At 74.0% G+C, this 20,249-nt stretch carries 21 protein-coding genes; 12 read left to right on the top strand and 9 right to left on the bottom strand.

Translation table 11 applies throughout. The features are described 5' to 3' along the window. Positions 1-21 precede the first annotated feature (21 nt). From AC4MBH_RS12100 to AC4MBH_RS12090, 3 genes are read left to right on the top strand one after another with little or no spacing between them, the layout of a single operon-like run. On the top strand, positions 22-1,404 hold the full coding sequence (locus AC4MBH_RS12100) for a class II fumarate hydratase (RefSeq protein ID WP_491795123.1): 1,383 nt from the start codon (positions 22-24) through the stop codon (positions 1,402-1,404). Further along, complete coding sequence (locus AC4MBH_RS12095; protein ID WP_491795122.1) at positions 1,401-2,105, top strand: class I SAM-dependent methyltransferase; 705 nt, start codon at positions 1,401-1,403, stop codon at positions 2,103-2,105. The genes AC4MBH_RS12100 and AC4MBH_RS12095 overlap by 4 nt, the downstream gene beginning before the upstream one ends. Further along, positions 2,102-2,692 (top strand): class I SAM-dependent methyltransferase, encoded by a 591-nt coding sequence (locus AC4MBH_RS12090; RefSeq protein WP_491795121.1) that lies wholly within the window; start codon positions 2,102-2,104, stop codon positions 2,690-2,692. The genes AC4MBH_RS12095 and AC4MBH_RS12090 overlap by 4 nt, the downstream gene beginning before the upstream one ends. A 61-nt stretch (positions 2,693-2,753) precedes the next feature. Here AC4MBH_RS12090 and AC4MBH_RS12085 read toward each other — a convergent pair whose 3' ends face one another. Beyond that, positions 2,754-3,515 carry an AfsR/SARP family transcriptional regulator gene (locus AC4MBH_RS12085; protein ID WP_491795120.1) on the bottom strand — a complete coding sequence of 254 codons (762 nt, stop codon included), beginning with the start codon at positions 3,513-3,515 and terminating at the stop codon, positions 2,754-2,756. Positions 3,516-3,799: 284 nt separating this feature from the next. Here AC4MBH_RS12085 and AC4MBH_RS12080 point away from each other — a divergent pair, with 284 nt between their 5' ends. Both AC4MBH_RS12080 and AC4MBH_RS12075 read left to right on the top strand, forming a co-directional pair. Then, complete coding sequence (locus AC4MBH_RS12080; RefSeq protein WP_491795119.1) at positions 3,800-4,516, top strand: GAF and ANTAR domain-containing protein; 717 nt, start codon at positions 3,800-3,802, stop codon at positions 4,514-4,516. Positions 4,517-4,683: 167 nt separating this feature from the next. Continuing rightward, positions 4,684-6,174 (top strand): hypothetical protein, encoded by a 1,491-nt coding sequence (locus AC4MBH_RS12075; RefSeq protein WP_491795118.1) that lies wholly within the window; start codon positions 4,684-4,686, stop codon positions 6,172-6,174. Here the strand turns inward: AC4MBH_RS12075 and AC4MBH_RS12070 are convergent. Then, positions 6,123-8,207: a hypothetical protein gene (locus AC4MBH_RS12070; protein WP_491795117.1), complete on the bottom strand. Its 2,085-nt coding sequence runs from the start codon at positions 8,205-8,207 to the stop codon at positions 6,123-6,125. The two genes, AC4MBH_RS12075 and AC4MBH_RS12070, sit on opposite strands and share 52 nt — an antisense overlap. A gap of 183 nt (positions 8,208-8,390) precedes the next feature. On the opposite strand from AC4MBH_RS12070, the gene AC4MBH_RS12065 reads away from it, so the two are divergent. Then, complete coding sequence (locus AC4MBH_RS12065; protein WP_491795116.1) at positions 8,391-9,110, top strand: helix-turn-helix domain-containing protein; 720 nt, start codon at positions 8,391-8,393, stop codon at positions 9,108-9,110. 35 nt (positions 9,111-9,145) lie between these two features. Here the strand turns inward: AC4MBH_RS12065 and AC4MBH_RS12060 are convergent, their stop codons facing one another. The 4 genes from AC4MBH_RS12060 to AC4MBH_RS12045 all read right to left on the bottom strand — a co-directional run bounded on the left by AC4MBH_RS12060 (position 9,146) and on the right by AC4MBH_RS12045 (position 12,410). Further along, entirely contained in the window at positions 9,146-9,838 is a 693-nt protein-coding gene (locus AC4MBH_RS12060; RefSeq protein WP_491795115.1) for a LuxR C-terminal-related transcriptional regulator, read from the bottom strand. A 169-nt stretch (positions 9,839-10,007) separates the two neighbouring features. Next, a complete protein-coding gene (locus AC4MBH_RS12055) occupies positions 10,008-10,694 on the bottom strand; it encodes a GAF domain-containing protein (protein WP_491795114.1) in 687 nt (228 codons plus the stop codon). Between the two features lie 401 nt (positions 10,695-11,095). Continuing rightward, positions 11,096-11,650: a putative glycolipid-binding domain-containing protein gene (locus AC4MBH_RS12050; RefSeq protein ID WP_491795113.1), complete on the bottom strand. Its 555-nt coding sequence runs from the start codon at positions 11,648-11,650 to the stop codon at positions 11,096-11,098. 211 nt (positions 11,651-11,861) lie between these two features. Then, positions 11,862-12,410, bottom strand: a complete 549-nt coding sequence (locus AC4MBH_RS12045) for a YciI family protein (RefSeq protein WP_491795112.1) — start codon at positions 12,408-12,410, stop codon at positions 11,862-11,864. 149 nt (positions 12,411-12,559) lie between these two features. Between AC4MBH_RS12045 and AC4MBH_RS12040 the strand changes: the two genes are divergently transcribed. Then, positions 12,560-13,006 (top strand): hypothetical protein, encoded by a 447-nt coding sequence (locus AC4MBH_RS12040; RefSeq protein WP_491795111.1) that lies wholly within the window; start codon positions 12,560-12,562, stop codon positions 13,004-13,006. Positions 13,007-13,630: 624 nt separating this feature from the next. On the opposite strand, the gene AC4MBH_RS12035 is transcribed toward AC4MBH_RS12040, so the two are convergent. The 3 genes from AC4MBH_RS12035 to AC4MBH_RS12025 all read right to left on the bottom strand — a co-directional run bounded on the left by AC4MBH_RS12035 (position 13,631) and on the right by AC4MBH_RS12025 (position 16,956). Then, positions 13,631-14,344 carry an aggregation-promoting factor C-terminal-like domain-containing protein gene (locus AC4MBH_RS12035; protein WP_491795109.1) on the bottom strand — a complete coding sequence of 238 codons (714 nt, stop codon included), beginning with the start codon at positions 14,342-14,344 and terminating at the stop codon, positions 13,631-13,633. Positions 14,345-14,570: 226 nt separating this feature from the next. Further along, positions 14,571-15,872, bottom strand: coding sequence for an RNA 5'-3' helicase PhoH2 (gene phoH2 / locus AC4MBH_RS12030; RefSeq protein ID WP_491795108.1), 1,302 nt, complete (start codon positions 15,870-15,872; stop codon positions 14,571-14,573). A gap of 298 nt (positions 15,873-16,170) precedes the next feature. After that, positions 16,171-16,956, bottom strand: a complete 786-nt coding sequence (locus tag AC4MBH_RS12025) for an isoprenyl transferase (RefSeq protein WP_491795107.1) — start codon at positions 16,954-16,956, stop codon at positions 16,171-16,173. A gap of 55 nt (positions 16,957-17,011) precedes the next feature. Between AC4MBH_RS12025 and AC4MBH_RS12020 the strand changes: the two genes are divergently transcribed. From AC4MBH_RS12020 to AC4MBH_RS12000, 5 genes are all read left to right on the top strand, one after another. After that, on the top strand, positions 17,012-17,929 hold the full coding sequence (locus tag AC4MBH_RS12020; protein ID WP_491795105.1) for an AIM24 family protein: 918 nt from the start codon (positions 17,012-17,014) through the stop codon (positions 17,927-17,929). Positions 17,930-18,009: 80 nt separating this feature from the next. Beyond that, entirely contained in the window at positions 18,010-18,753 is a 744-nt protein-coding gene (trhA, locus tag AC4MBH_RS12015) for a PAQR family membrane homeostasis protein TrhA (RefSeq protein WP_491795104.1), read from the top strand. A gap of 63 nt (positions 18,754-18,816) precedes the next feature. Then, positions 18,817-19,305, top strand: a complete 489-nt coding sequence (locus AC4MBH_RS12010; RefSeq protein WP_491795103.1) for a sigma-70 family RNA polymerase sigma factor — start codon at positions 18,817-18,819, stop codon at positions 19,303-19,305. After that, positions 19,302-19,817: a hypothetical protein gene (locus tag AC4MBH_RS12005; protein ID WP_491795102.1), complete on the top strand. Its 516-nt coding sequence runs from the start codon at positions 19,302-19,304 to the stop codon at positions 19,815-19,817. The genes AC4MBH_RS12010 and AC4MBH_RS12005 overlap by 4 nt, the downstream gene beginning before the upstream one ends. Positions 19,818-19,856: 39 nt before the next feature. Next, positions 19,857-20,234 (top strand): thioredoxin family protein, encoded by a 378-nt coding sequence (locus AC4MBH_RS12000; protein WP_491795101.1) that lies wholly within the window; start codon positions 19,857-19,859, stop codon positions 20,232-20,234. Positions 20,235-20,249: the final 15 nt, after the last annotated feature.

Raw genomic sequence — 20,249 nt, 5'->3', positions numbered from 1 at the left:
TCGGCCGGTTACGGTGACGGCATGGAGACGAGGATCGAGCACGACTCGATGGGCGAGGTGGCGGTGCCGGCGGACGCGCTGTGGCGGGCGCAGACGCAGCGGGCGGTCGAGAACTTCCCGATCAGCGGCACCCCGATCGAGCCACGGCTCGTGCACGCCCTCGGGCTGGTCAAGCACGCCGCCGGGTGGGCCAACCACCAGCTCGGGGTGCTGACCGAGGAGCAGGCCGGCGCCATCCGCGACGCCGCGCGCGCGGTCGCCGCGGGCGAGCACGACGACCAGTTCCCGATCGACGTGTTCCAGACGGGCTCGGGCACGAGCAGCAACATGAACGCCAACGAGGTGATCGCCACCCTGGCGGCGCGCGCCGGCGTGGAGGTGCACCCCAACGACCACGTCAACGCCAGCCAGTCGAGCAACGACATCTTCCCGACCGCCGTCCAGGTCGCGGCGGCCCTCGCCGTCACCCAGGACCTGCGCCCGGCGCTCGACGTCCTCGCGACCTCCCTGGAGGCCAAGGCCACCGAGTTCGCCGACCTGGTCAAGTCCGGCCGCACGCACCTGATGGACGCCACCCCGGTCACCCTCGGCCAGGAGTTCTCCGGCTACGCCGCCACGGTGCGCTACGCCGTCGAGCGGCTCGACGCGGTGCTCCCCCGGGTACGCGAGCTGCCCGTCGGCGGCACCGCGGTCGGCACCGGCATCAACACCCCACCCGGGTTCGCCCAGCACACGATCGGCGTCCTCAACGAGCTGGTGCCGGAGCAGGACTTCACCGAGGCGCGCAACCACTTCGAGGCGCAGGGCACCCGGGACTCGCTGGTCGAGCTCAGCGGCGTGCTGCGCACCATCGCGGTCGGGCTGACCAAGATCTGCAACGACCTGCGCTGGATGTCGTCGGGCCCGACCACCGGCCTCGCCGAGATCCACCTGCCCGACCTGCAGCCCGGGTCGAGCATCATGCCGGGCAAGGTCAACCCGGTGCTCCCCGAGGCCACCTTGATGGTGTGCTTCCAGGTGGTCGGCAACGACGCCGCCGTCACCGCCGCCGGCGCCAGTGGCAGCTTCGAGCTCAACGTCGCGATCCCGGTGATCGCGCGCAACGTGCTCGAGTCGGTGCGGCTGCTGTCGACGTCGACGACCCTGCTGGCCCGCCGCTGCGTCGACGGGATCACCGCCGACGCCGAACGGATGCGGCGCTACGCCGAGTCGTCGCCGTCGGTCGTCACCCCGCTCAACAAGCACCTCGGCTACGAGGCGGCGGCCACGATCGCCAAGCAGGCACTGGCCGAGGGACGCACGATCCGCGAGACCGTGCTGGCGCTTGGCTACGTCGAGCGCGGCGAGATCAGCGAGGCCGACCTCGACGCGGCCCTCGACGTCGACGAGATGACGCGCCCGTGAGCCTGACCGACCCCGACCGGGTGACGGCCCAGTACGTCACCGAGGAGCGCCTCGCCATCCGCCAGTCGGTGTGGCACCCCACCGCCGACGGCCGTGAGCCCTCCGCCGAGGCGCTCGCCACCGTCGTCGCGGCCACACCCCGCCAGGTGCTCGAGATCGGCTGCGGCACCGGCGCGTTCTCGTCGCGCCTGATGGCCGCGCTGCCCGACGCCGAGGTCGTCGCCGTCGACCTCTCGCCCCGGATGGTCGAGCTCACCGCCGCCCGCGGGGTGGAGGCCCGGGTGGCCGACGCCCAGTCGCTGCCGCTCGGCGACGCCAGCCAGGACGTCGTGGTGGCGCTGTGGATGCTCTACCACGTCCCCGACCTGCACCAGGCGCTCGCCGAGGTGCGCCGCGTGCTCCGGCCGGGCGGCACCTTCGTGACGATCACCAACGGCGACGAGCACGTCGCCGACCTGCGCCGCGACGCCGGCGGTGACGTGGTCCCCACCCACTTCTCCAGCGAGAACGGCGAGGCCGCCCTGCTCCGCCACTTCGACACCGTCGAGCGCGACGACCTGCGCACCCGCGCCTATTTCGCCGAGCGCGAGACCGCCCTGGCCTACCTCGACTCCAGCCGCGAGGGGATCGCGTGGGCGCCGCCCACCGACGGGTGGCCGCGCGAGTACGCCGGGCACGTGACGGTCTTCGTCGCGAGGTGACCGACCCGCGGGCGGTCTGGGACGCCGAGGCGCCGACGTTCGACGACGAGCCCGACCACGGTCTGCACGACCCCGCCATCCGCGACGCCTGGGCCCGGCTCCTCGCCGCGCACCTCCCGGACCCGCCGAGCGACGTCGTCGACCTGGGCTGCGGCACCGGCACCCTGTCGGTGCTGCTGGCCGGGGCCGGTCACCGGGTCCGCGGGATCGACCTGTCCCCCGCGATGGTCGCGCGAGCCCGCGCCAAGGCCGCCGACGCCGGGCTCGACGTGCCGGTGGTCGTGGGCGACGCCGCGGTGCCGCCGTACGGGAGCGGCTCGGCCGACGTCGTGCTGTGCCGGCACGTGCTGTGGGCACTGCCCGACCCGGCGGCCGCGCTCACCCGCTGGACGGCGCTGCTGCGACCCGGCGGTCGCCTGGTGCTGGTCGAGGGACGCTGGCACACCGACGCCGGCCTCGACGCCGCCACGTGCACCGCCCTGGTCGCACCGCACGCCGCCGACCTCGACGTCGTCCACCTGACCGACGAGGCCTACTGGGGGCGACCGGTCTCCGACGAGCGCTACCTGCTGGTGGCACGGCGGTAGGCACGGCGGTAGGCACGGCGGTAGGCACGGTGGTGGGCCCGGCGACGGGGGGACGGGCCCGTCAGGGCTGTCGCTCCTGGAGGATGCGCTGGCGCAGGTCGCAGGTGGTGCGGGACGGGTCGATGCCCAGCTCCTCGGCGAGCCGCGTCCGGTAGTGCTCGAAGACCTGCAGGGCCTGCCCGACCTCGCCGAGCTCGGCGAGCGCGTGCATCAGGCCGCGGTGGGCCGTCTCGGAGGAGGGCGCGACCGCGACGGCGGTGCGGGAGAGGTCGACGGCGTCGCGGAACCGGCCGAGCGCGAGGGCGCAGTCCGTGGCCTGGGTCAGCACGCCGAGGCGCAGGTGGCCGAGCTCGTCGCGGGCGTGCACGGCCCAGCCCGCGTCGTCGTCGTAGGCGCGGAAGTCGCCGGTGTGGACGGCCTCGGCGGCGGCCGACAGGCGCAGGGCCTCGTCGTGCTCGTGCCGTGCGGCGGCGCTGCCGACGGCCGTGGCGAGGCGCCGGTACTCCTCGACGTCGACGACGGCCGAGACCAGGACCAGGCCGCCGTGGTGACGCTCGACGCAGTCGTGCCCGACCGCGCGTCGGACGAGGCTGGCAGCGGTGCGCAGGCTGGCGCGCCCGCGCTCCGGGTCGACGTCGGGCCACAGCAGGTCGACGAGTGCGGCCGCCCGCACCGCCCGGCCGTTGTCGAGGGCGAGGATGCGCAGGAGGTCCATCGCCTTGCCCGTGCCCCAGGCGCGGCGGTCGACGACCGAGCCGTCGGGCCGGGTGACCTCGAGACCGCCGAGCAGGTTCACCGAGATCGTGGGGCCGGTCGTGGCCACGAGGGCCTCCTTCACGCGTCGTGCCGGGGCCACGGGCGCAGGAGTGTGCCCGAGACGCGGGGTCCGGGCGCACGCCGACCGTACACGCCACGGCGCGCGGATGTGCGGAAGCCGGGCGGGCCGTCGCCGCCACCACCAGTTCGCCCGAAAACCGCACCCGGGACGCGCGTCCGTGGCACGCTCAGGTGCTCCCTCCTGTCGCGCTGGCCGGCCGCGGCCAGGACGACGTCGTCCGAGGAAAGGTGAAGCGTCATGCGGCACATCGAGTGGGCAGGACCGCCGCGATGATCCCGACCGGGCTCGTCAGCGAGGCGTTCGTCGCCATGGCCGACACCCTCGTCGACGACTTCGACCTCGTGGAGTTCCTGCACGACCTCACGCTGCGCGCCGCCGAGATCAGCGGCGCGGCCGCGGTGGGGCTCCTGCTCGCCGAGGGCGACGGGCTCGTGCGCCACGTGGCCGCGAGCAACGAGTCGGGCAGGTTCATGGAGCTGATCCAGCTGCAGGGCTCCGAGGGCCCCTGCCTCGACTGCGTGCGCTCCGGGCTGCCGGTCGTCAACGCCGACCTGGCCCATGCCCAGGCGTCGTGGCCGACCTTCGCCCCACGCGCCGCCCGCGCCGGGTTCCGGTCGGTCCACGCCTTCCCGATGCGGCTGCGGGGCAGGGTGATCGGCGCCCTCAACCTGTTCGGCGACAGCGACGTCCACTTCGACGGCGAGGAGGTCCGGCTGGTCCAGGCGCTCGCCGACGTCGCCACCATCGCGGTGCTGCAGCAGCGGGCCCTCGCGGAGGCCGAGGCCGTCGCCGTCCAGCTGCGCGGGGCCCTCGACAGTCGCGTCGTGATCGAGCAGGCCAAGGGGGTGCTGGCCCAGGCCGAGGGCATCACCCCGGCCGAGGCCTTCGAGCGCCTGCGGAGCGCGGCGCGGTCCTCGCACCGTAAGGTCGCCGACGTGGCCCAGGAGATCATCGACGTGGTGCAGCAGCGCCGCGGACCCTCCTGAGCCGGCCCGGGCGCTCGCATCGCCCATATCGACGAACCGACCCGCAGGCCCACCAGGCAGGCTGGGACCCGGGCAGGATGACGTACCGAGACGGAGGTGGACCAGTGCGAGCTCGACCGCGCAGCGGGTCGACGGGGTCCGGGCGACCCCGGCCGGCGCCCGCGACCGTGGCGGCGGTCCTGGTCCTCGGGCTGCTCGGCGCCCTCGCCGGCGCCTGGTGGGGCGACCGCGGGGAGCAGTCGTACGACGCGACCGCCGTCGTCCTGCTCCAGCCGCTGCCGGGCAACCCGTTCACCCCCGACTCCGAGGGTGACGAGCTGGTCGACCTCGAGACCGAGGCGCAGCTGGTCACCTCCGACGCCGTGCTGCTCCGCGCGTCGTCGCAGCAGCCCGGCTCCCCCGCCATCACCGCCGACGACGTCGAGGTGACGGTGCCGGTCAACACCCAGCTGCTCTCGCTGACCGTGACCGCGACCTCGGCCGAGGAGGCCGAGGAGGCCGCGCAGCGGATCGCCGAGACCTACCTCGAGCACCGCACCAGCACCGCCCGCACGGCCATCGACGAGCAGCGAGCCGGCCTGCGTGACCAGGTCGACCAGCGCATGGCCGAGCGCGCCGCCATGGCCAACCGGCTGCGGCAGCTGCCCCCCGACTCCCCCACCCGCCCCCTGCTGACCGCCCAGATCCTGGCCGCGGTCACCCAGATCAGCGACATGCGCGCCCGGCTGGGCGACGTCGACTCGGTCTCGCTCGACCCCGGCCGGGTCGTGACCCCCGCCGAGGCCGCCGACGGCGGTCCGCTGCCCTCGGGCCCCCTGCCCCTGGCGCTCGTGGGGCTGGTGGTCGGGCTCGGGCTCGGCTGCCTCGCCGCCCTGCTGCTGAGCGGGGCCGGCGCCGTCGTACGACGACGCGAGGACCTGGCCGACGTCGGTGCCCCGGTCTGGGGTGCCCTGCCTCCGACCGCCGAGCAGCGTCCGGCCGCGGCCGCCCGGCTCCGGGCGGCGGTGCTCGCCTCGCACGGCCCCCCGCCGCTGGTCGTGCTGACCTGCCGGCCCGGCGTGCCCGGGCAGTCCGGCGCGGCCGCCATGCTCAGCGAGGCGCTCGTCGCCTCCGGGCTGCGCAGCGTGCTGGTCGAGCTCGTCGAGCACCGCTCGGGGGCCGACGTCGCCGAGCCGGGCCTGGCCGACGTGCTGCGCCACGACACCACGCTGCGCGAGACCCTCTCCTGGACCGGCGACCACGGCCGGCTCGCCGCCGGACGGCGCGACGCCGACCTCGACGACCTGGCGGCCTCGTCCGGCATGAGCGGCGTCCTCGCCGAGCTCCTCGTCGACGCCGACGCCGTCGTGCTCGACGGCGGATCACCGCTCTCGGCACGGACCCAGGCCCTCGCCGCCGCGGCCGACGTCGTCATCGTCGAGACGCCCTACGGGATCTCGCGGGCCGAGGTCGAGGAGACGGTCACCGAGCTGACGACCGTCGGGGCCCGGCGTACGGCGCTGCTCCTCGTGCCGCGGGTCAAGGCCCGCGCGGGCTCGGACGAGGGGTCCGCCGACGCACCGGACGACGAGGCGGCGCCCGAGGGCGCACCGGACGACGTCCCCGATCAGCCGCGCAGCCGCTCCGGCCATCCCGGGGCCCGGCCGAGCGGGCGCTGACGACGCCAGAGCAGCCCGGCGAGCAGCCCCAGGGCGGCGCCGGACGCCACCGGCACCACCGGCTGCCGATCCACGGGCTCGGCCGCCTGCTCGCGGACGACGCGGCCCACGGTCGTGGGCGCGGCCACGAGGTCGGTCAGGGCGTCTGCCAGCTCACGTGACACGGTCTCGTCGTCGGACCGGCTGAGCTGGCCCCGGAGCTCGTCGACGGCCCCGGCCCGTCGTTCCTCGAGGTCGGCGCGGCGTACGTCGAGGTAGGCGGCGACGACGGCCGCCGCGGCCCGGTCGGCCGCCGCAGGGCTGGATCCGCGCACGCTGACGTCGAGGACCTGGCTGTTGGCCGGGGCGGTGACGGTGGTGCGGCTGCGCAGGCGCTCCTCGCTGGTCCCCGCCGCCTCCGCGGCCTGGTCGAGGACCGCGCGGGAGAGCAGCAGGGCGGCCTCGGTGTCGAGGGTGACCTCGCGACGCGACGAGGTGACCGGCCCGAGGTGGAGGGCCACGGGCGTGACCAGGACCGAGGTGCCGCTCCGGTACTCCGCGGTACCGCGGACCTTCGCCACCGCCAGCCCCACGGCGCCGCCCGCCACCGCCGGGAGCAGGACGAGCGCGAGGGCCGCCAGGGCCGGCGCCCGGCGCCCGGGGCCGGTGGCGACGGGGCGGAGCGGGGGCTGCCGCGCGAGCCGCCCGCGCGCCGCGAGGCCCACCGCCACCATCACGACGTACAGCGGCAGGCCGAGCACGTCGTAGATCGGGAGCTGCAGGAGGAGGAAGCCGATCGCGAACGTGGCGACCGCGTCGCTGGTGGTCCGGCAGCGCCACGTCTGGGACAGGCCGCGGACGAGGAAGCCGAGGAACAGCAGCAGCCCGACCCACCCCTGGGAGAACAGCACCAGCCAGAGCTGGCCCTGCGTGCCCAGCGGGGGCACGCCGCAGGCCGGGCAGTCGGGGGTCGACCCGCCGTTGATTGAGGCGAAGCTGCCCTGGACGTCGCGGGTCGTGCCGAATCCCAGGACCGGCGAGCCGGACGTGACCGAGGTGGTGGTGAGCGCGAGCAGGTCGCCGCGACGGTCGTTGCTGTGCTGGTTGTCGAACCGGTCCTCCACGAGGCCCCCGAGCGGGCCGAGCAGCAGCACCGTGGCGCCGAGCACGGTCGCGACCAGGGCGCCGGCGACGGCGGCCCGGCTCCCCCGCCGCAGGGCCAGCACGACCAGGCCGACGGCGCCGAGCGCGATCGAGGCCCACAGGCCCCGGTTGAGGGAGTAGACGACCGGGATGGCCGCGACGAGCAGGACGCCCAGGCCGAGCACGCGCGTGCGGAGGCCGCCGCTGCGCAGCACCACCGCGAAGAAGATCAGGGCGAGCGAGAGGGTGCTGCCCCAGGTGTTGGTGTAGGGGAACGGCGCCTTCGGCCGGGTCTCCGGGCGCCCCAGCACCGTCTGGACGTCGGCGGCCTGCGGGTGCACCAGCGAGGCCACGAACTCGTTGCTCCGCACGCCGGGCGGCAGCAGCAGCTCGACCAGCGAGCGCACCTCGAAGTCGGGTGCGACCAGGCCGAGGACGCCGCCCGCGACGCACACCACGAACAGCCACCCGAGCAGCGCGTGGATCCGCCGGTCGCCCACCGAGGGCGGCAGGTTGGCCACCCACACCAGGACCACGCCGCACGCGGCGTACCACGCGATCCGGAAGGCGAAGACCAGCAGCCGCGAACCCGCGTCGCCGCCCGGGACGGCGTCGGGCGCGTCGACGCCGAGCACGACGACCCCGAGCACCACCCAGAGCAGGAACAGCAGCCACCAGCCGGAGCCGTCCGGCAGCCGGAGCCGGCCGCGCCGGTGGAGCCGCAGCAGCTGGAGCGACATGGGGACGACCAGGGCGATCGGGAGGAACGAGTCGACGCCGAGCAGCCACCACAGCGGGTAGCCCGCCAGCAGCACCAGGAGCGGCCAGTGCGCAGGAGCCCGCTCGCGCGACGGGTGCGCGGCCGGGGCGGACGTCGTCGACGCCTCGCTCGTGCCCACCGTCGTCGTCATGAGTCCAGCCAATCGGGCCTGCGGCACGCGGCCGTCGTCGAAATCAGGTATCCCCGCGCTCGTGCCGTCTGGGCCGGCACCGCGAACCTACGCTCGCAGGACTCAGCCGAGAGGCTGCACTCCGAGCGGGCGGACGGTGGTCGAGATGAGCACGGCTGCAGCCTACGGCGCCGGGAGCCGGTCGTGACGGCCCGCCTCGCCGCGCCCCCGCGACCGCGGACGGCGGTGCTCGCCGAGCAGCGGCTGGTGGGCGACGCCCTGCGGAGCGCCCTGAGCAGCCGGCGGCTCGACGTGCTGTCGGTCGCCTGGCCGGACGGACGGCGTCCGGTCCAGGCCGTCTGCCGCGAGCTGACCGCGCAGCACCCGGGGGCCGGGATCGTCCTCGGGGACCTCGACGACCCGCGCCGGCGGTCCTTCGTGGAGACGCTCGTGACCACGGTGCCGACGGGGTGGGCGCTGGTCGTGAGCCACCAGGACGACGTCTCCTGGGGCGACCTGGTCGCGGCGGGGGCGGCCCTGCTGCCGGCCTCGGCCTCGGTCGACGACCTGGTGCAGGACGTCGGCCGGCTGGTGACCGGGACCGACCCGATGCCGAGCCACGAGCGGGACCGGATGGTGCGTGAGTGGCGCGTGCTGCGCGACGAGCGGGACCGGGTGGCCGACCGGCTCGACCGGCTCACCACCCGCGAGGCGGAGGTGCTCGACCTGCTGACCCGGGGGATCGCCGTCCGCGAGATCGCGGCCGGGAGCGGGGTCTCCGAGGCCACCGTGCGCGCCCAGGTCAAGGCCGTCCTGCGCAAGCTCGAGGTCACCTCGCAGCTGGCCGCGGTCGCGCTGGTGCAGGGCGCGCGGCCCGACCGGCTGGCGCGTCGGCGCGCTCCCCGGCCGATGCCGCCGTCCTGACCCGCCTCCGCATGGTCGGGTGGGCCCGCAGCGGGTCAGGCGACGACGTCGTCCGAGAAGGTCCCGACCCGGTGCGCCATGCCCACGGCGGCCAGCTGCGACGACACCCGGAGCTTGACCAGGATGGCCCGCACCTGGGACCGGACCGTCGCCTCGGAGACCACCCTCGCCCTGGCGATCTCCCGCACCGGCAGTCCCTGCATCAGCAGGACCAGCACCTCGCGCTCCCGCACGGTGAGGGTCTCCAGCTGGCGGCGCAGGTCGTGGACCTCGGTGCGCTGGCGCAGGAACTCGGCCACGAGCCGCTCCCGATCGCCGCGCGACATCACCGGGCGACCCTGGCCGACGTGCCGGATCGTGGCCAGGACGGCGTTGAGGGGCTCGGCCTTGCTGAGCACCGTGCTGGCCCCGGCGCGCAGGGCCTCGCCCCAGAGCACCCGGTCGGAGGACCCGGTGATGACCACCACCGCGGCGCCCGACCTGGTGAGCGGCCGGACCAGGGGCACGCCGCTGCCGACCGAGCCGAGACCGAGGTCGAGCAGCACCACGCGCGGCTTCAGCCGGAGCACCGCGTTCAGGATGGCGGTGGTGGAACCGTGCGGCTCGGCGCCCGGCGCGATCCGGTGCACCTCGTGGCCCTCGAAGGTGAGCGCGATGTCGAGGGCCTCGGCGAACAGCCGGTGGACCTCGACGATCGCGATCCGGGTGGCGCCGAGGTTCCGGGTCATCCCCGCCCCCCGGGCTCGCCCGTCGGTCCTCGCGCACCTCGTGCACGCCCCTGCCCCCCACGCCGTCCCCACGTCATCGCCCCACCGTGGACCCGCACAGGCAAGGATCCGTCACCTGGACGTCATGGCATCGTGAAACCCCGTCGGCGGCGCGGTCCGTCAGCGGCGCCTAGGCGAACGTCGTCCGCCGGCTGACGACGTCGCGGGCGAGGTCGCCGATCAGCTGCTGGTCGGCGTAGGCACGCGCCCGGAGCAGCAGCAGCGCCTCGGCGAGGCCGACCCCGGCCTGGACCGCCACCATCCCGGTCGCCTGGTGCACGTCGACGTGGAGCAGGGACGCGCTGGACGCCGCCCAGCGCAGGCCGGCGTCGTCCTCGACTCCTCCGCCGAGGTGCAGGACGACCTGCGCCGCCGCGTCGACGAGGTGGAGGGCACACGTCAGCTCCGCGTCGTCGAGAGCCGTCGGCACGTCGGCGTACAGGTCCAGGACGCCGAGCCGGATGGCGCCGATCCGCAACGGGAACGAGCAGACCGCCGCCACCCCGAGGGACGTCGCTGCCTCGGTGTAGCCCGGCCAGCGCCCCGGTCCGGTGCGGGCGAGGTCGTGCTGCTGCACGAGCAGGCCGGTGCGCGCCGCCTCGTGGCAGGGCCCCTCGCCGACGACGACCTCGACGTTGCCCCACGCGACGGCCCGCTCGTCGGACCCCAGCAGGGCCCGGCCGGTGCCGTCGTCGTCGGTCAGCACGATGCAGGCGGCCACGACCGGCAGCCGGCGGACGGCGAGCCGGCAGAGCGACTCCGGCAGGGTGGCCGACGGGTCGAGGTCGTCGAGGAGCTCGAGCAGGATGGAGCTCATCGGGGTCACCGGGCTGACCGCTCTCGTCCAGCCGGTCGACCGACGCACCGGTGGCGCCTCATTCGCCCTCCCTGTGCCGAGCAGGTTCCGTGGGGGTGGTGGGAACTGCGACGTCGGTCACCGAGTCCCGACACCCACCATGGCACGACGGCCATCGATGCGCTTGTCGGCTGCGGCGCACGGCACCTCGAGACCTCGGGTGCTGCCGGCGCTCCTGGCGAGTGCGGTGACCAGGTGGGCTCCGTCCTCATCGGGCACGTCGTCCCGATCGTCGTCCTGGTCGTCGCGTCGGCACGCCGCGGCGGACCCGAGGCCGACCGGCGGCACCCCGGTGGCCACGCCGACGGTGCCGGTGGAGCCGGCGGAGGGGAGACCGCGGTGTCGACCCCCGGACGGCCGGGTCAGGCGACGCGGGCCGCGATCCCCGGGTAGTCGGTGACCAGCCCGCTCGCGTCGTAGGTGAGCACGGCCGCGAAACCGCCCTCGGAGGTGTAGTCGAAGGACCGGTCGTCACGGCGCCGGTAGGTCTGGTCGAGCCGACGCACCTCGAGGTCGAGAGCCTGCACGTAGACCGCCGAGGCGATGACGACCTCACCCACGGGCATCGACAGCCGGTGCACCGGCAGCGTGTTCGTGCAGGCCGACGCCTCGAGGTCGACGTCGACCAGGCCGTCCAACGCAGGAGCAGGTTCGCCGTCGACCGTCCACCGTCCTTCTCCGTCGGAGAGCAGGACGCGGGAGCGGGGCCCACCCAGGACGTCGTGGGACACGCGGACCTCGCGCGTGCGCCACTGGTCGTCGAGGGTGATGTCGTAGTGGACGGCGTAGGGACGGCCGTCCTCGACGGCTGAGGTGTGGCCACGCAGCCGACCCGCCTCGGCGTAGAGCACCTCGAACCCGTCGACCGCGTCGCAGAACCGCCAGGCTGCGAACGGAGGAAGTGGCGCCGTCGTCATGAGCGCCAGTCAACCACCGGCGCGCGACGTGCTGCTCGCATGCGGGCACGTCGTGCGGGCGGCGACCGGGTGCACGGCCCGGACGACCCGGTCGGGATCGGGGACCAGGGTGACCCGTTCGAGGTGGCGGGGTCCGGGAGCGTGATGGCGGCCCTCGAGGGTCTGTGCCGCACGCCGCACGGGCGAGCGGCGACGGACGTCGTACCGCCCCTCAGCCGGGCCGCCCGCCGAACCGCCACCGGTGCACCTCCACGCCGACGAAGCGGTCGGCCGGGAGGAACGCCCGGGCGGCGTCGGCGTCGGGCGCCGCGATGATCACTGCCGCCCCCACCACCAGCCCGCCGTCGTCGGACAGCAGCAGGCCGCTGGCGACCAGGTCGTCGTGGACGGGGAGGTCGGCGGCGTCCTCCGCCGGCTCCGAGGTGAACCCCAGGACCAGGTAGTGACCGCGCCCGGGTCGCCCGTCGGCGACGTCCCCCATCGTGCGACCCAGGCAGTCGCGCCACCGCCGCACGAGGACGTCCCGGTAGGCCCCGGCCTGGTAGCCGGGCTCGTCGAGGGCGAAGGCGCGGGCGGCGTCGGGGCCGGGGAGGTCGAGGACGTGCACGCTGCCGGTCAGGGTGCCGTCACTGGTGAAGGTGGGTCCCCGGGCGACCATCGTCGCCGCGAACCCGTCCATGTACGTCCAGTGCCGCTCGACCATCGCCTCGCGCAGCGGCGTCGACCCGGCGCGGTCGCGGTGGTAGCAGAAGAACTGCACGGGACGAGCGTCGAGCACGCACCTGCCGTCCGCAACCGGGTTGTGCGCGGGTCGTCGTGCCGGTGGGCGCGGGGAGGCTGCCCTATCGTGGGGCCCCGCGGGCGTCAGCCCGCCGCCGCGTCAGCGGCCTGAGAGCACCGGAGCGCCACGTGGCACACGAGCTGCAGGTATCGATCACCCTGACCGTCGTCGGTCTGGTCGCCGCAGGACTGGCCTACCTGGTGTTCCGGTCGAGGGTCGTGCCGGTCGACGACAGCGCCCGGGTCGACCTGGCGCCGGCGCAGGCCGAGCAGGCACTGCTCCGCGCGTTGTGGGCCCGCCCCCACCTCGTCGTCGTCCAGGCCGGACCCCGGCACGTCGTCGTCAGGACCAGGCAGACCCCGGCCTGGGCGATCGGCGTGGGACTGCTCACCCTCCCCTTGGGCCTTCTCCTGATGATGGCGGTCAGGGACGACGCGGACCTGCACGTGTGGCTCCTCGACGACGGCGACGCCACGCTGGTGCAGGTCACCGGGCTGGCCAAGAGCCACGACGCCCTCGAGATCGGTGAGGCCATCGGCGCCCTCCGCCCCGCCGTCGCGGCGCAGCGGGCCTGAGGTCGCGCCGGCCGCCGGCCCCATCGGTCACACCGCTCCCCCGCGCACCACCTCCCGGGCAAGACCTGAAGTTCCCAGGCAATGCACTGCCCGGGAAGTTCAGACTTCCCCGGTCCACCGGCGAAACCTCGCCCCCGTGCGAGGCGGACCCCACCGCCAGCGGCTCGCACACCGGGCGCGAGCAGACCGACACGCTCGCGCCATCGACCACCCTCAACCGCGTGCCGCCAGACCACCACACCGAAGACCACGAACCGCGCGCGCGGCAGCGCGGCGGTCCGCGTGGCGGCCGCCAAGCAACAACGACCACAGCCGACGTCAGCGGCGGCCGACACGCGAGCAGACCGACACGCTCGCGCCATCAGACCCAGCGTGTCGGTCCGCGTGGCGGCCGCCAAGCAAACAACGACCACAGCCGACGTCAGCGGCGGCCGACACGCGAGCAGACCGACACGCTCGCGCCGTCAACCACCCTCAACCGCGTGCCGCCAGACCACCACAACCGAAGACCACGACAACCGCGCGCGCGGCAGCGTGTCGGTCCGCGTGGCGGCCGCCAAGCAAACAGCAACCCCAGCCGACGTCAGCGGCGGCCGACACGCGAGCAGACCGACACGCTCGCGCCTAGTACCAGTTGTGGGACTCGCTGTGCGCCCAGGCGCCGCACGGGCTGCCGTAGCGGTCCTGGATGTAGCCGAGGCCCCAGCGGATCTGGGTGACCGGGTTGGTCTCCCAGTCGGCGCCCGCGGCGGCCATCTTGGAGCCGGGGAGCGACTGGGGGATGCCGTAGGCCGAGGAGGTCGGGTTGTCGGCGTAGACGTCCCAGCCGGACTCGCGGGTGTACAGCGAGTCGAGGCAGCCGAACTGGTCGGCGGAGAAGCCGAACTCGGGGAGCAGCGCGCGGGCGATGTCGCGGGGGTCGGAGTCGGAGAGGTCGGCGACGCCGGACTCGACGGCTCCGACGGAGTCGGCGGAGAGGGCGACCTCCTTGAGCCGGTCGGTGCGGTCGCGACGGTCGGCCGAGCGCGACAGCGTGGGCTGGCGACGTACGGGCGCGGCGGCGAGCTCTGCGTCGGTCTCGGCCTCGGCGTTCGACCCGGCGGCGGCGATGTCGTCGCCGGCGGCGCCGGACAGGTCACCGGAGGACTGGTCGACCGCGCTGCTGACGTCGGCGGCGGAGCCGGACGCGAGGCCGCCGGCGATGGTCACGCCGGTGGCGGTCACGGCCAGGGACGACAGCAGGACGGTGGTCCCGACGACCTTCTTGGGCGCGGCCTCGAGGACCTCGGGGACGGCGGGGCGCTTGGGGGCGCCGCGGTGCTTCGGGACGTGCTTCACGTGCTTGGACAAGACGAGGACACCCGGGTGCTGGACGACAGTCGGTCGGTGGCGATCGGCTGGGCCCGCTGGGGACCGCGAATGATCTCGGCCCACCATGCCGCCTGACCCGGGGCGACGCAAACCGAACGGCCGAAAACGGGTGGACGAGTCGGCTGCGATGTGGGACGCGTGCGTCTCGTGCGTCACACGAGGCGCAGGCGTCCCACTCGTCCCAGGTCCAGGCTCACACCACCACGTTCTCGAGCATCTCGGTCACCAGGGCGGCGATCGGCGAGCGCTCCGAGCGGTTGAGGGTGACGTGCGCGAAGAGCGGGTGGCCCTTGAGCTTCTCGATGACCGCGACGACGCCGTCGTGCCGGCCGACCCGCAGGTTGTCGCGCTGGGCGACGTCGTGGGTGAGCACGACCTTGGAGTTGGCGCCGATCCGGGAGAGCACGGTGAGCAGCACGTTGCGCTCCAGCGACTGCGCCTCGTCGACGATCACGAACGCGTCGTGCAGCGAGCGGCCGCGGATGTGGGTCAGCGGCAGCACCTCGAGCATGCCGCGGTCGAGCACCTCGTCGATGACGTCCTTGGAGGTGATCGCCCCGAGGGTGTCGAAGACGGCCTGGCCCCAGGGCGACATCTTCTCCGACTCCGACCCCGGCAGGTAGCCGAGCTCCTGCCCGCCGACGGCGAACAGGGGCCGGAAGACGACGACCCTCTGGTGCTGACGGCGCTCCATCACCGCCTCCAGACCCGCGCAGAGGGCCAACGCCGACTTGCCCGTGCCGGCGCGCCCGCCCAGGGAGACGATGCCGACCTCGGGGTCGAGGAGCAGGTCGAGCGCGACCCGCTGCTCGGCGCTGCGGCCGTGGATCCCGAACGCCTCGCGGTCCCCGCGCACCAGGTGCACGTGCTTGTCGGGGCCGACCCGGCCGAGCGCCGTACCGCGGTCGCTGAGCAGGACCAGGCCCTGGTGGCAGGGAAGCTCGCGGGCCGACTCGAGGTCGACGGCGCCGTCGTCGTAGAGCTCGTCGAGGACGGACGCCTCGACGTCGAGCTCGGCCATGCCGGAGTAGCCGGTGTCGGAGTCGTTGATGGTCTCGAAGCGGTACTCCTCGGCGTCCAGGCCGACCACCGACGCCTTGATCCGCAGCGGCAGGTCCTTGGAGACCAGGGTGACGTCGCGTCCCTCGTCGGCGAGGTTGCGGGCGACGGCGAGGATCCGGCTGTCGTTGTCACCCAGCCGGAAGCCGGACGGCAGGGCGCCCGGGTCGGTGTGGTTCAGCTCGACCCGGATGGTGCCGCCCAGGTCACCGACCGGGACCGGCTCGTCGAGCCGGCCGTGGGAGACCCGCAGGTCGTCGAGCATCCGCAGCGCGGTGCGTGCGAAGTAGCCGAGCTCGGGGTGGTGACGCTTGCCCTCGAGCTCGGTGATCACCACCACGGGCAGCACGACCTCGTGCTCCTCGAAGCGGTTCAGCGCGCCCGGGTCGGCGAGCAGCACGCTGGTGTCCAGCACGTAGGTCCGGGAGTCGGCCACGGTGGTCCCCTTCACCTGACCGCGCGGGCACCCTCCGCTCGGTCCTCAGTCAGCACAGATGGACCGAGAGAGTGCCCGAGCGCCGGAGTGCCGGCGTCCTCCCACCACGACGGCGACAGCGCTGCTGCCGCCTGTGGTGCGTAGGTCGTGATCGCTCACGCTCGGGCCTCCCGGTGCGGCGAGCTTCCCCACTCGCCACTGCCACCGAACGTACGACGCCACAGCGGCCCGATCACGGCGACACGCCAGAACGCGTGGTGACGGCTGGGTGACGGGGGTGTGTCGGGGCCACACCGCCTCAGACGCCGTGCCGCCGCTCCCGCTGCGCGTAGGCCCGGATCGCGCGCAGGAAGTCGACGCGTCGGAAGTCGGGCCAGTAGGCCTCGCAGAAGTAGAACTCCGACTTGGCGCTCTGCCAGAGGAGGAAGCCGCCGAGGCGCTGCTCCCCCGACGTACGGATCACCAGGTCGGGGTCGGGCTGGCCCTTGGTGTAGAGGTGGTCGGCGATGTGCTCGACGTCGAGGGTCTGGGCGAGCTCCTCCAGCGAGGTGCCGCGCTCGGCGTGCTCGTGCAGCAGCGAGCGGACGGCGTCGGCGATCTCGCGGCGTCCGCCGTAGCCGACCGCGACGTTGACCAGCATCCCGTCGACGTCGGCGGTGGCCTCGGCCGCGGCCTTGAGCCGGCGGGCGACGTAGTCGGGCAGCAGGTCGAGGGCACCCACGGGGTGCAGCCGCCACTTCTGCTGGTCGGCAAGGGAGTCGACGGCGTCGGCGATGATCTCCAGGAGCGGCTCGAGCTCGGCGGCGGGCCGGTTGAGGTTGTCGGTGCTGAGCAGCCACAGGGTGACCACCTCGATGCCGACCTCGTCGCACCACCCGAGCAGCGGCTCGATGTTGGCGGCGCCGACCTGGTGGCCGTGGGCGGTGTCGCGCCCGACCGCCCGGGCCCAGCGACGGTTGCCGTCGAGCATCACGCCGACGTGCTGCGGGAGGCTGTCGGCGAGCGGTCCGGCCATCCGGCGCAGCACCCGTGCCTCGTAGGCCGGGTAGAGCACCTTGCGCAGGCCCCGCTTCCAGTCCGCCACCCAGCGATGGTAGGACACCCGGAGAGCACACGCCCGCAATCGAGGAGCTGACCCCATGAACGCCGACTGGCATCCCGACCCGACCGGCCGTCACGAGCTGCGCTACTGGGACGGTTCGTCGTGGACCGAGCACGTGAGCGACAAGGGCGTGACGTCGACGTCCCCGATGGAGGCAGCCCCCCAGGGCCAGGCCGCCCAGCACCAGGCCGCCCAGCACCAGCCGGCCCAGCACCAGGCCGCCCAGCACCAGCCCGCCCAGCACCAACAGCACGGCGGCCAGCAGGGGTTCTCCGGCGACGCGTTCGCCGGGATCACCGGCGACCTCATCGACGGCCGGTTCTCCGAGGTCAGCGGCTCGGGTCCGCAGATGCAGAACAGCAAGATGCTGCGGGTGCGGGTCACCGAGCCGTTCATGGCGCGGCAGGGGTCGATGGTCGCCTACCAGGGCAACGTCCAGTTCGCCTTCCAGGGCGGCGGCGCCGGCCGGGTGATCAAGAAGGCGCTGACCGGCGAGGGCCTGCCGCTGATGCGGGTCGAGGGCCAGGGTGACGTGTTCATCGCCGACACCAACAAGAACGTCCACCTGCTGCAGCTCACCAACAGCGGCATCTCGGCCAACGGCAAGAACGTGCTGGCCTTCTCGGCCTCGCTGCAGTGGAACATCGAGCGGGTCAAGGGCGCGAGCATGCTCGCCGGCGGGCTGTTCAACACCACGCTGCGCGGCACCGGCTGGATCGCGATCGTCACCGATGGCGAGCCGGTCGTGCTGAACGCCGCCGAGGCGCCGACGTTCGCCGACACCGACGCCATCGTCGCCTGGTCGGCCAACCTCGACTCCTCGCTGAAGTCGACGATGAGCGCCGGCGCCCTGATCGGCCGCGGCTCGGGCGAGGCGATCCAGGTCGCGTTCCAGGGCCAGGGCTTCGTCATCGTGCAGCCGTCGGAGGGCATCAACATCCCCGGCCAGACCTGAGGCGGAGCTCAACAACGTTGAGACGGACTTCATTCCCCGGGAGGCCTCGGATCGAGGTGGCCCCCGATAAACTACGGACCATGAACCAGGCCTTCCACCACGCAAACGAGGCGGTCCGCGCGGGTCTGGAGAACGTCGGTGATCGGGCCGAGCACGCCCTCGCCGTGGTCAAGCCCAAGCTGCGCGGCTGGCTGCACCTCGTGCTGACCCCGCTGGCGGTCGCCGGCGGGATCGTGCTGATCTGCCTGTCCCCCACGGCGAGCACCCGGGTCGGCTCGGCGGTCTTCGCCGGCAGCGCCCTGCTGCTGTTCGGCGTCTCGGCGATCTACCACACCGGCACCTGGTCGCCCCGGGTGTGGGCGTTCCTGCGCCGGTTCGACCACGCCAACATCTTCATCCTGATCGCAGGCAGCTACACCCCGCTCACGCTGATGCTGCTGGAGGGCACCCAGCGCGTCGTGCTGCTCACGACCGTGTGGTCGTGCGCCATCCTCGGCGTGCTGTTCCGGGTGTTCTGGACCGACGCCCCGCGCTGGCTCTACACCCCGCTGTACATCGGCCTGGGGTGGGCCGCGGTGTTCTTCATCCCCGGGTTCATCGACGGCGCGACCGAGCGGCTCGGCGCCGACACGGCGATCACCGTGCTGGTGCTGATCGCGGCCGGCGGCGCGCTCTACACCGTCGGCGGCATCGTCTACGGCTTCAAGCGCCCCGACCCGTGGCCGCAGTGGTTCGGCTTCCACGAGGTCTTCCACACCTTCACGATCCTGGCCTTCACCACCCACTACGTCGGCGTCTCGATCGCGACGTACGCGCTGCGCTGACGTCCGACCGCCGCCGTCTCAACATTCCGGGGTCCCCCGCCGTCTGATCAGCGGAGGTGCTCAATGGAGGCACGGCAGGGGTACGACGAGTTCGTCGCCGCCGAGCAGCGTCGGCTGCTCGGTCTGGCGCACGCGCTCACGGCCGACCCCCACGACGCCTGGGACCTGACGCAGGAGACGCTCGCCCGCGTCGCGGAGAAGTGGGCGCGGATCGAGGACCGGCCCGGCGCCTACGCCCGCACCGTCATGGTGCGGCTCAACATCGACCGGGTCCGGCGGTTGCGTCGCGAGCGGCCGACGGAGGAGCTGCCCGACCGGGCGGCTGCTCCGGTCGTGGTCGGGGAGGTCGACGCCTGGCTGGTGGCGGCGCTGGCCACGCTCACCCCCCAGCAGCGCACCGCCGTGGCGCTGCGCTTCGTCGAGGACCTCGACACCCGGCAGGTCGCGGCCCGGATGGGGTGCTCGGAGGGGACGGCGCGCAGCCACCTGTCCCGCGGCACCGAACGACTCAAGGACTACGCCCACGGGCGGGAGCAGGAGCTGAACCCATGACCGACACGCACACGATCGAGGCCGCCTACGAGCGGCTCACGACCGCCCTCGCCCCTCCGCCGGACGCCGAGCACCGCGTCGCCACCCGGGTCGCCCAGCGACGGCGCCGGCGCCGATCCGTGCAGGGACTGGCGCTCGGCACCGGCGCCGTCGCGGTGGCCGCGAGCGTCGTCGTGCTGGCGGCCGTCGACGGCACCGGCCGGGTCGGGACCACCCCCACCCCGTCGTCGTACGCCGCCGACACGAGCAGCGTCCCCGCCCCGACGACGCAGCGGGCCGAGCCCGAGGACTGCACCGCGCCGCTCCCGCCCTCCGACCGCGCGCTGTCCCCGGCGCTCGAGGAGGTGCTCGCACGACTGTCCGACCCCGACGTCAGCTCGCGGCGGGTCGAGGTGGACGGCGACCAGGTCGTCATCAGCCTGCTCGACGAGTCCGAGGGTCTCCGCTACCGCCTGCACGTCGTCCTCGACGGCGACACCTACCGGGCCGTGCGGCTCTACCTGTGCGACTGAGCCCGCACCGGCTTCGGCCGGGTGGCTACCGTGGTGCCCATGGCCACGATCGACCTCACCAACGACACCTTCGCCACCCACGTCGAGGGCGACGACATCCTGTTCGTCGACTTCTGGGCGTCGTGGTGCGGGCCGTGCCTGCAGTTCGCGCCGACGTACGAGGCCGCCTCGGAGGCCAACCCGGACATCACCTTCGGCTCCATCAACACCGAGGAGCAGCGTGAGCTGTCGGCGGCGGCGGGCATCCGCTCGATCCCGACGCTGATGGTCTTCCGCGAGGGCGTCCTGGTGTTCTCCCAGCCCGGCGCGCTCCCGCCGGCCGCGCTCGACCAGGTCATCGCCGGCGTCCGCGGCCTCGACATGGACGACGTACGCCGCCAGGTCGCCGCCGCCGAGGCTGCCGCGCCCCAGCAGTAGGACCGACCCTCCGGG

Source organism: Nocardioides sp. WJ219 (assembly GCF_058559815.1).
This window is presented reverse-complemented; position numbering and strand designations above follow the sequence as displayed.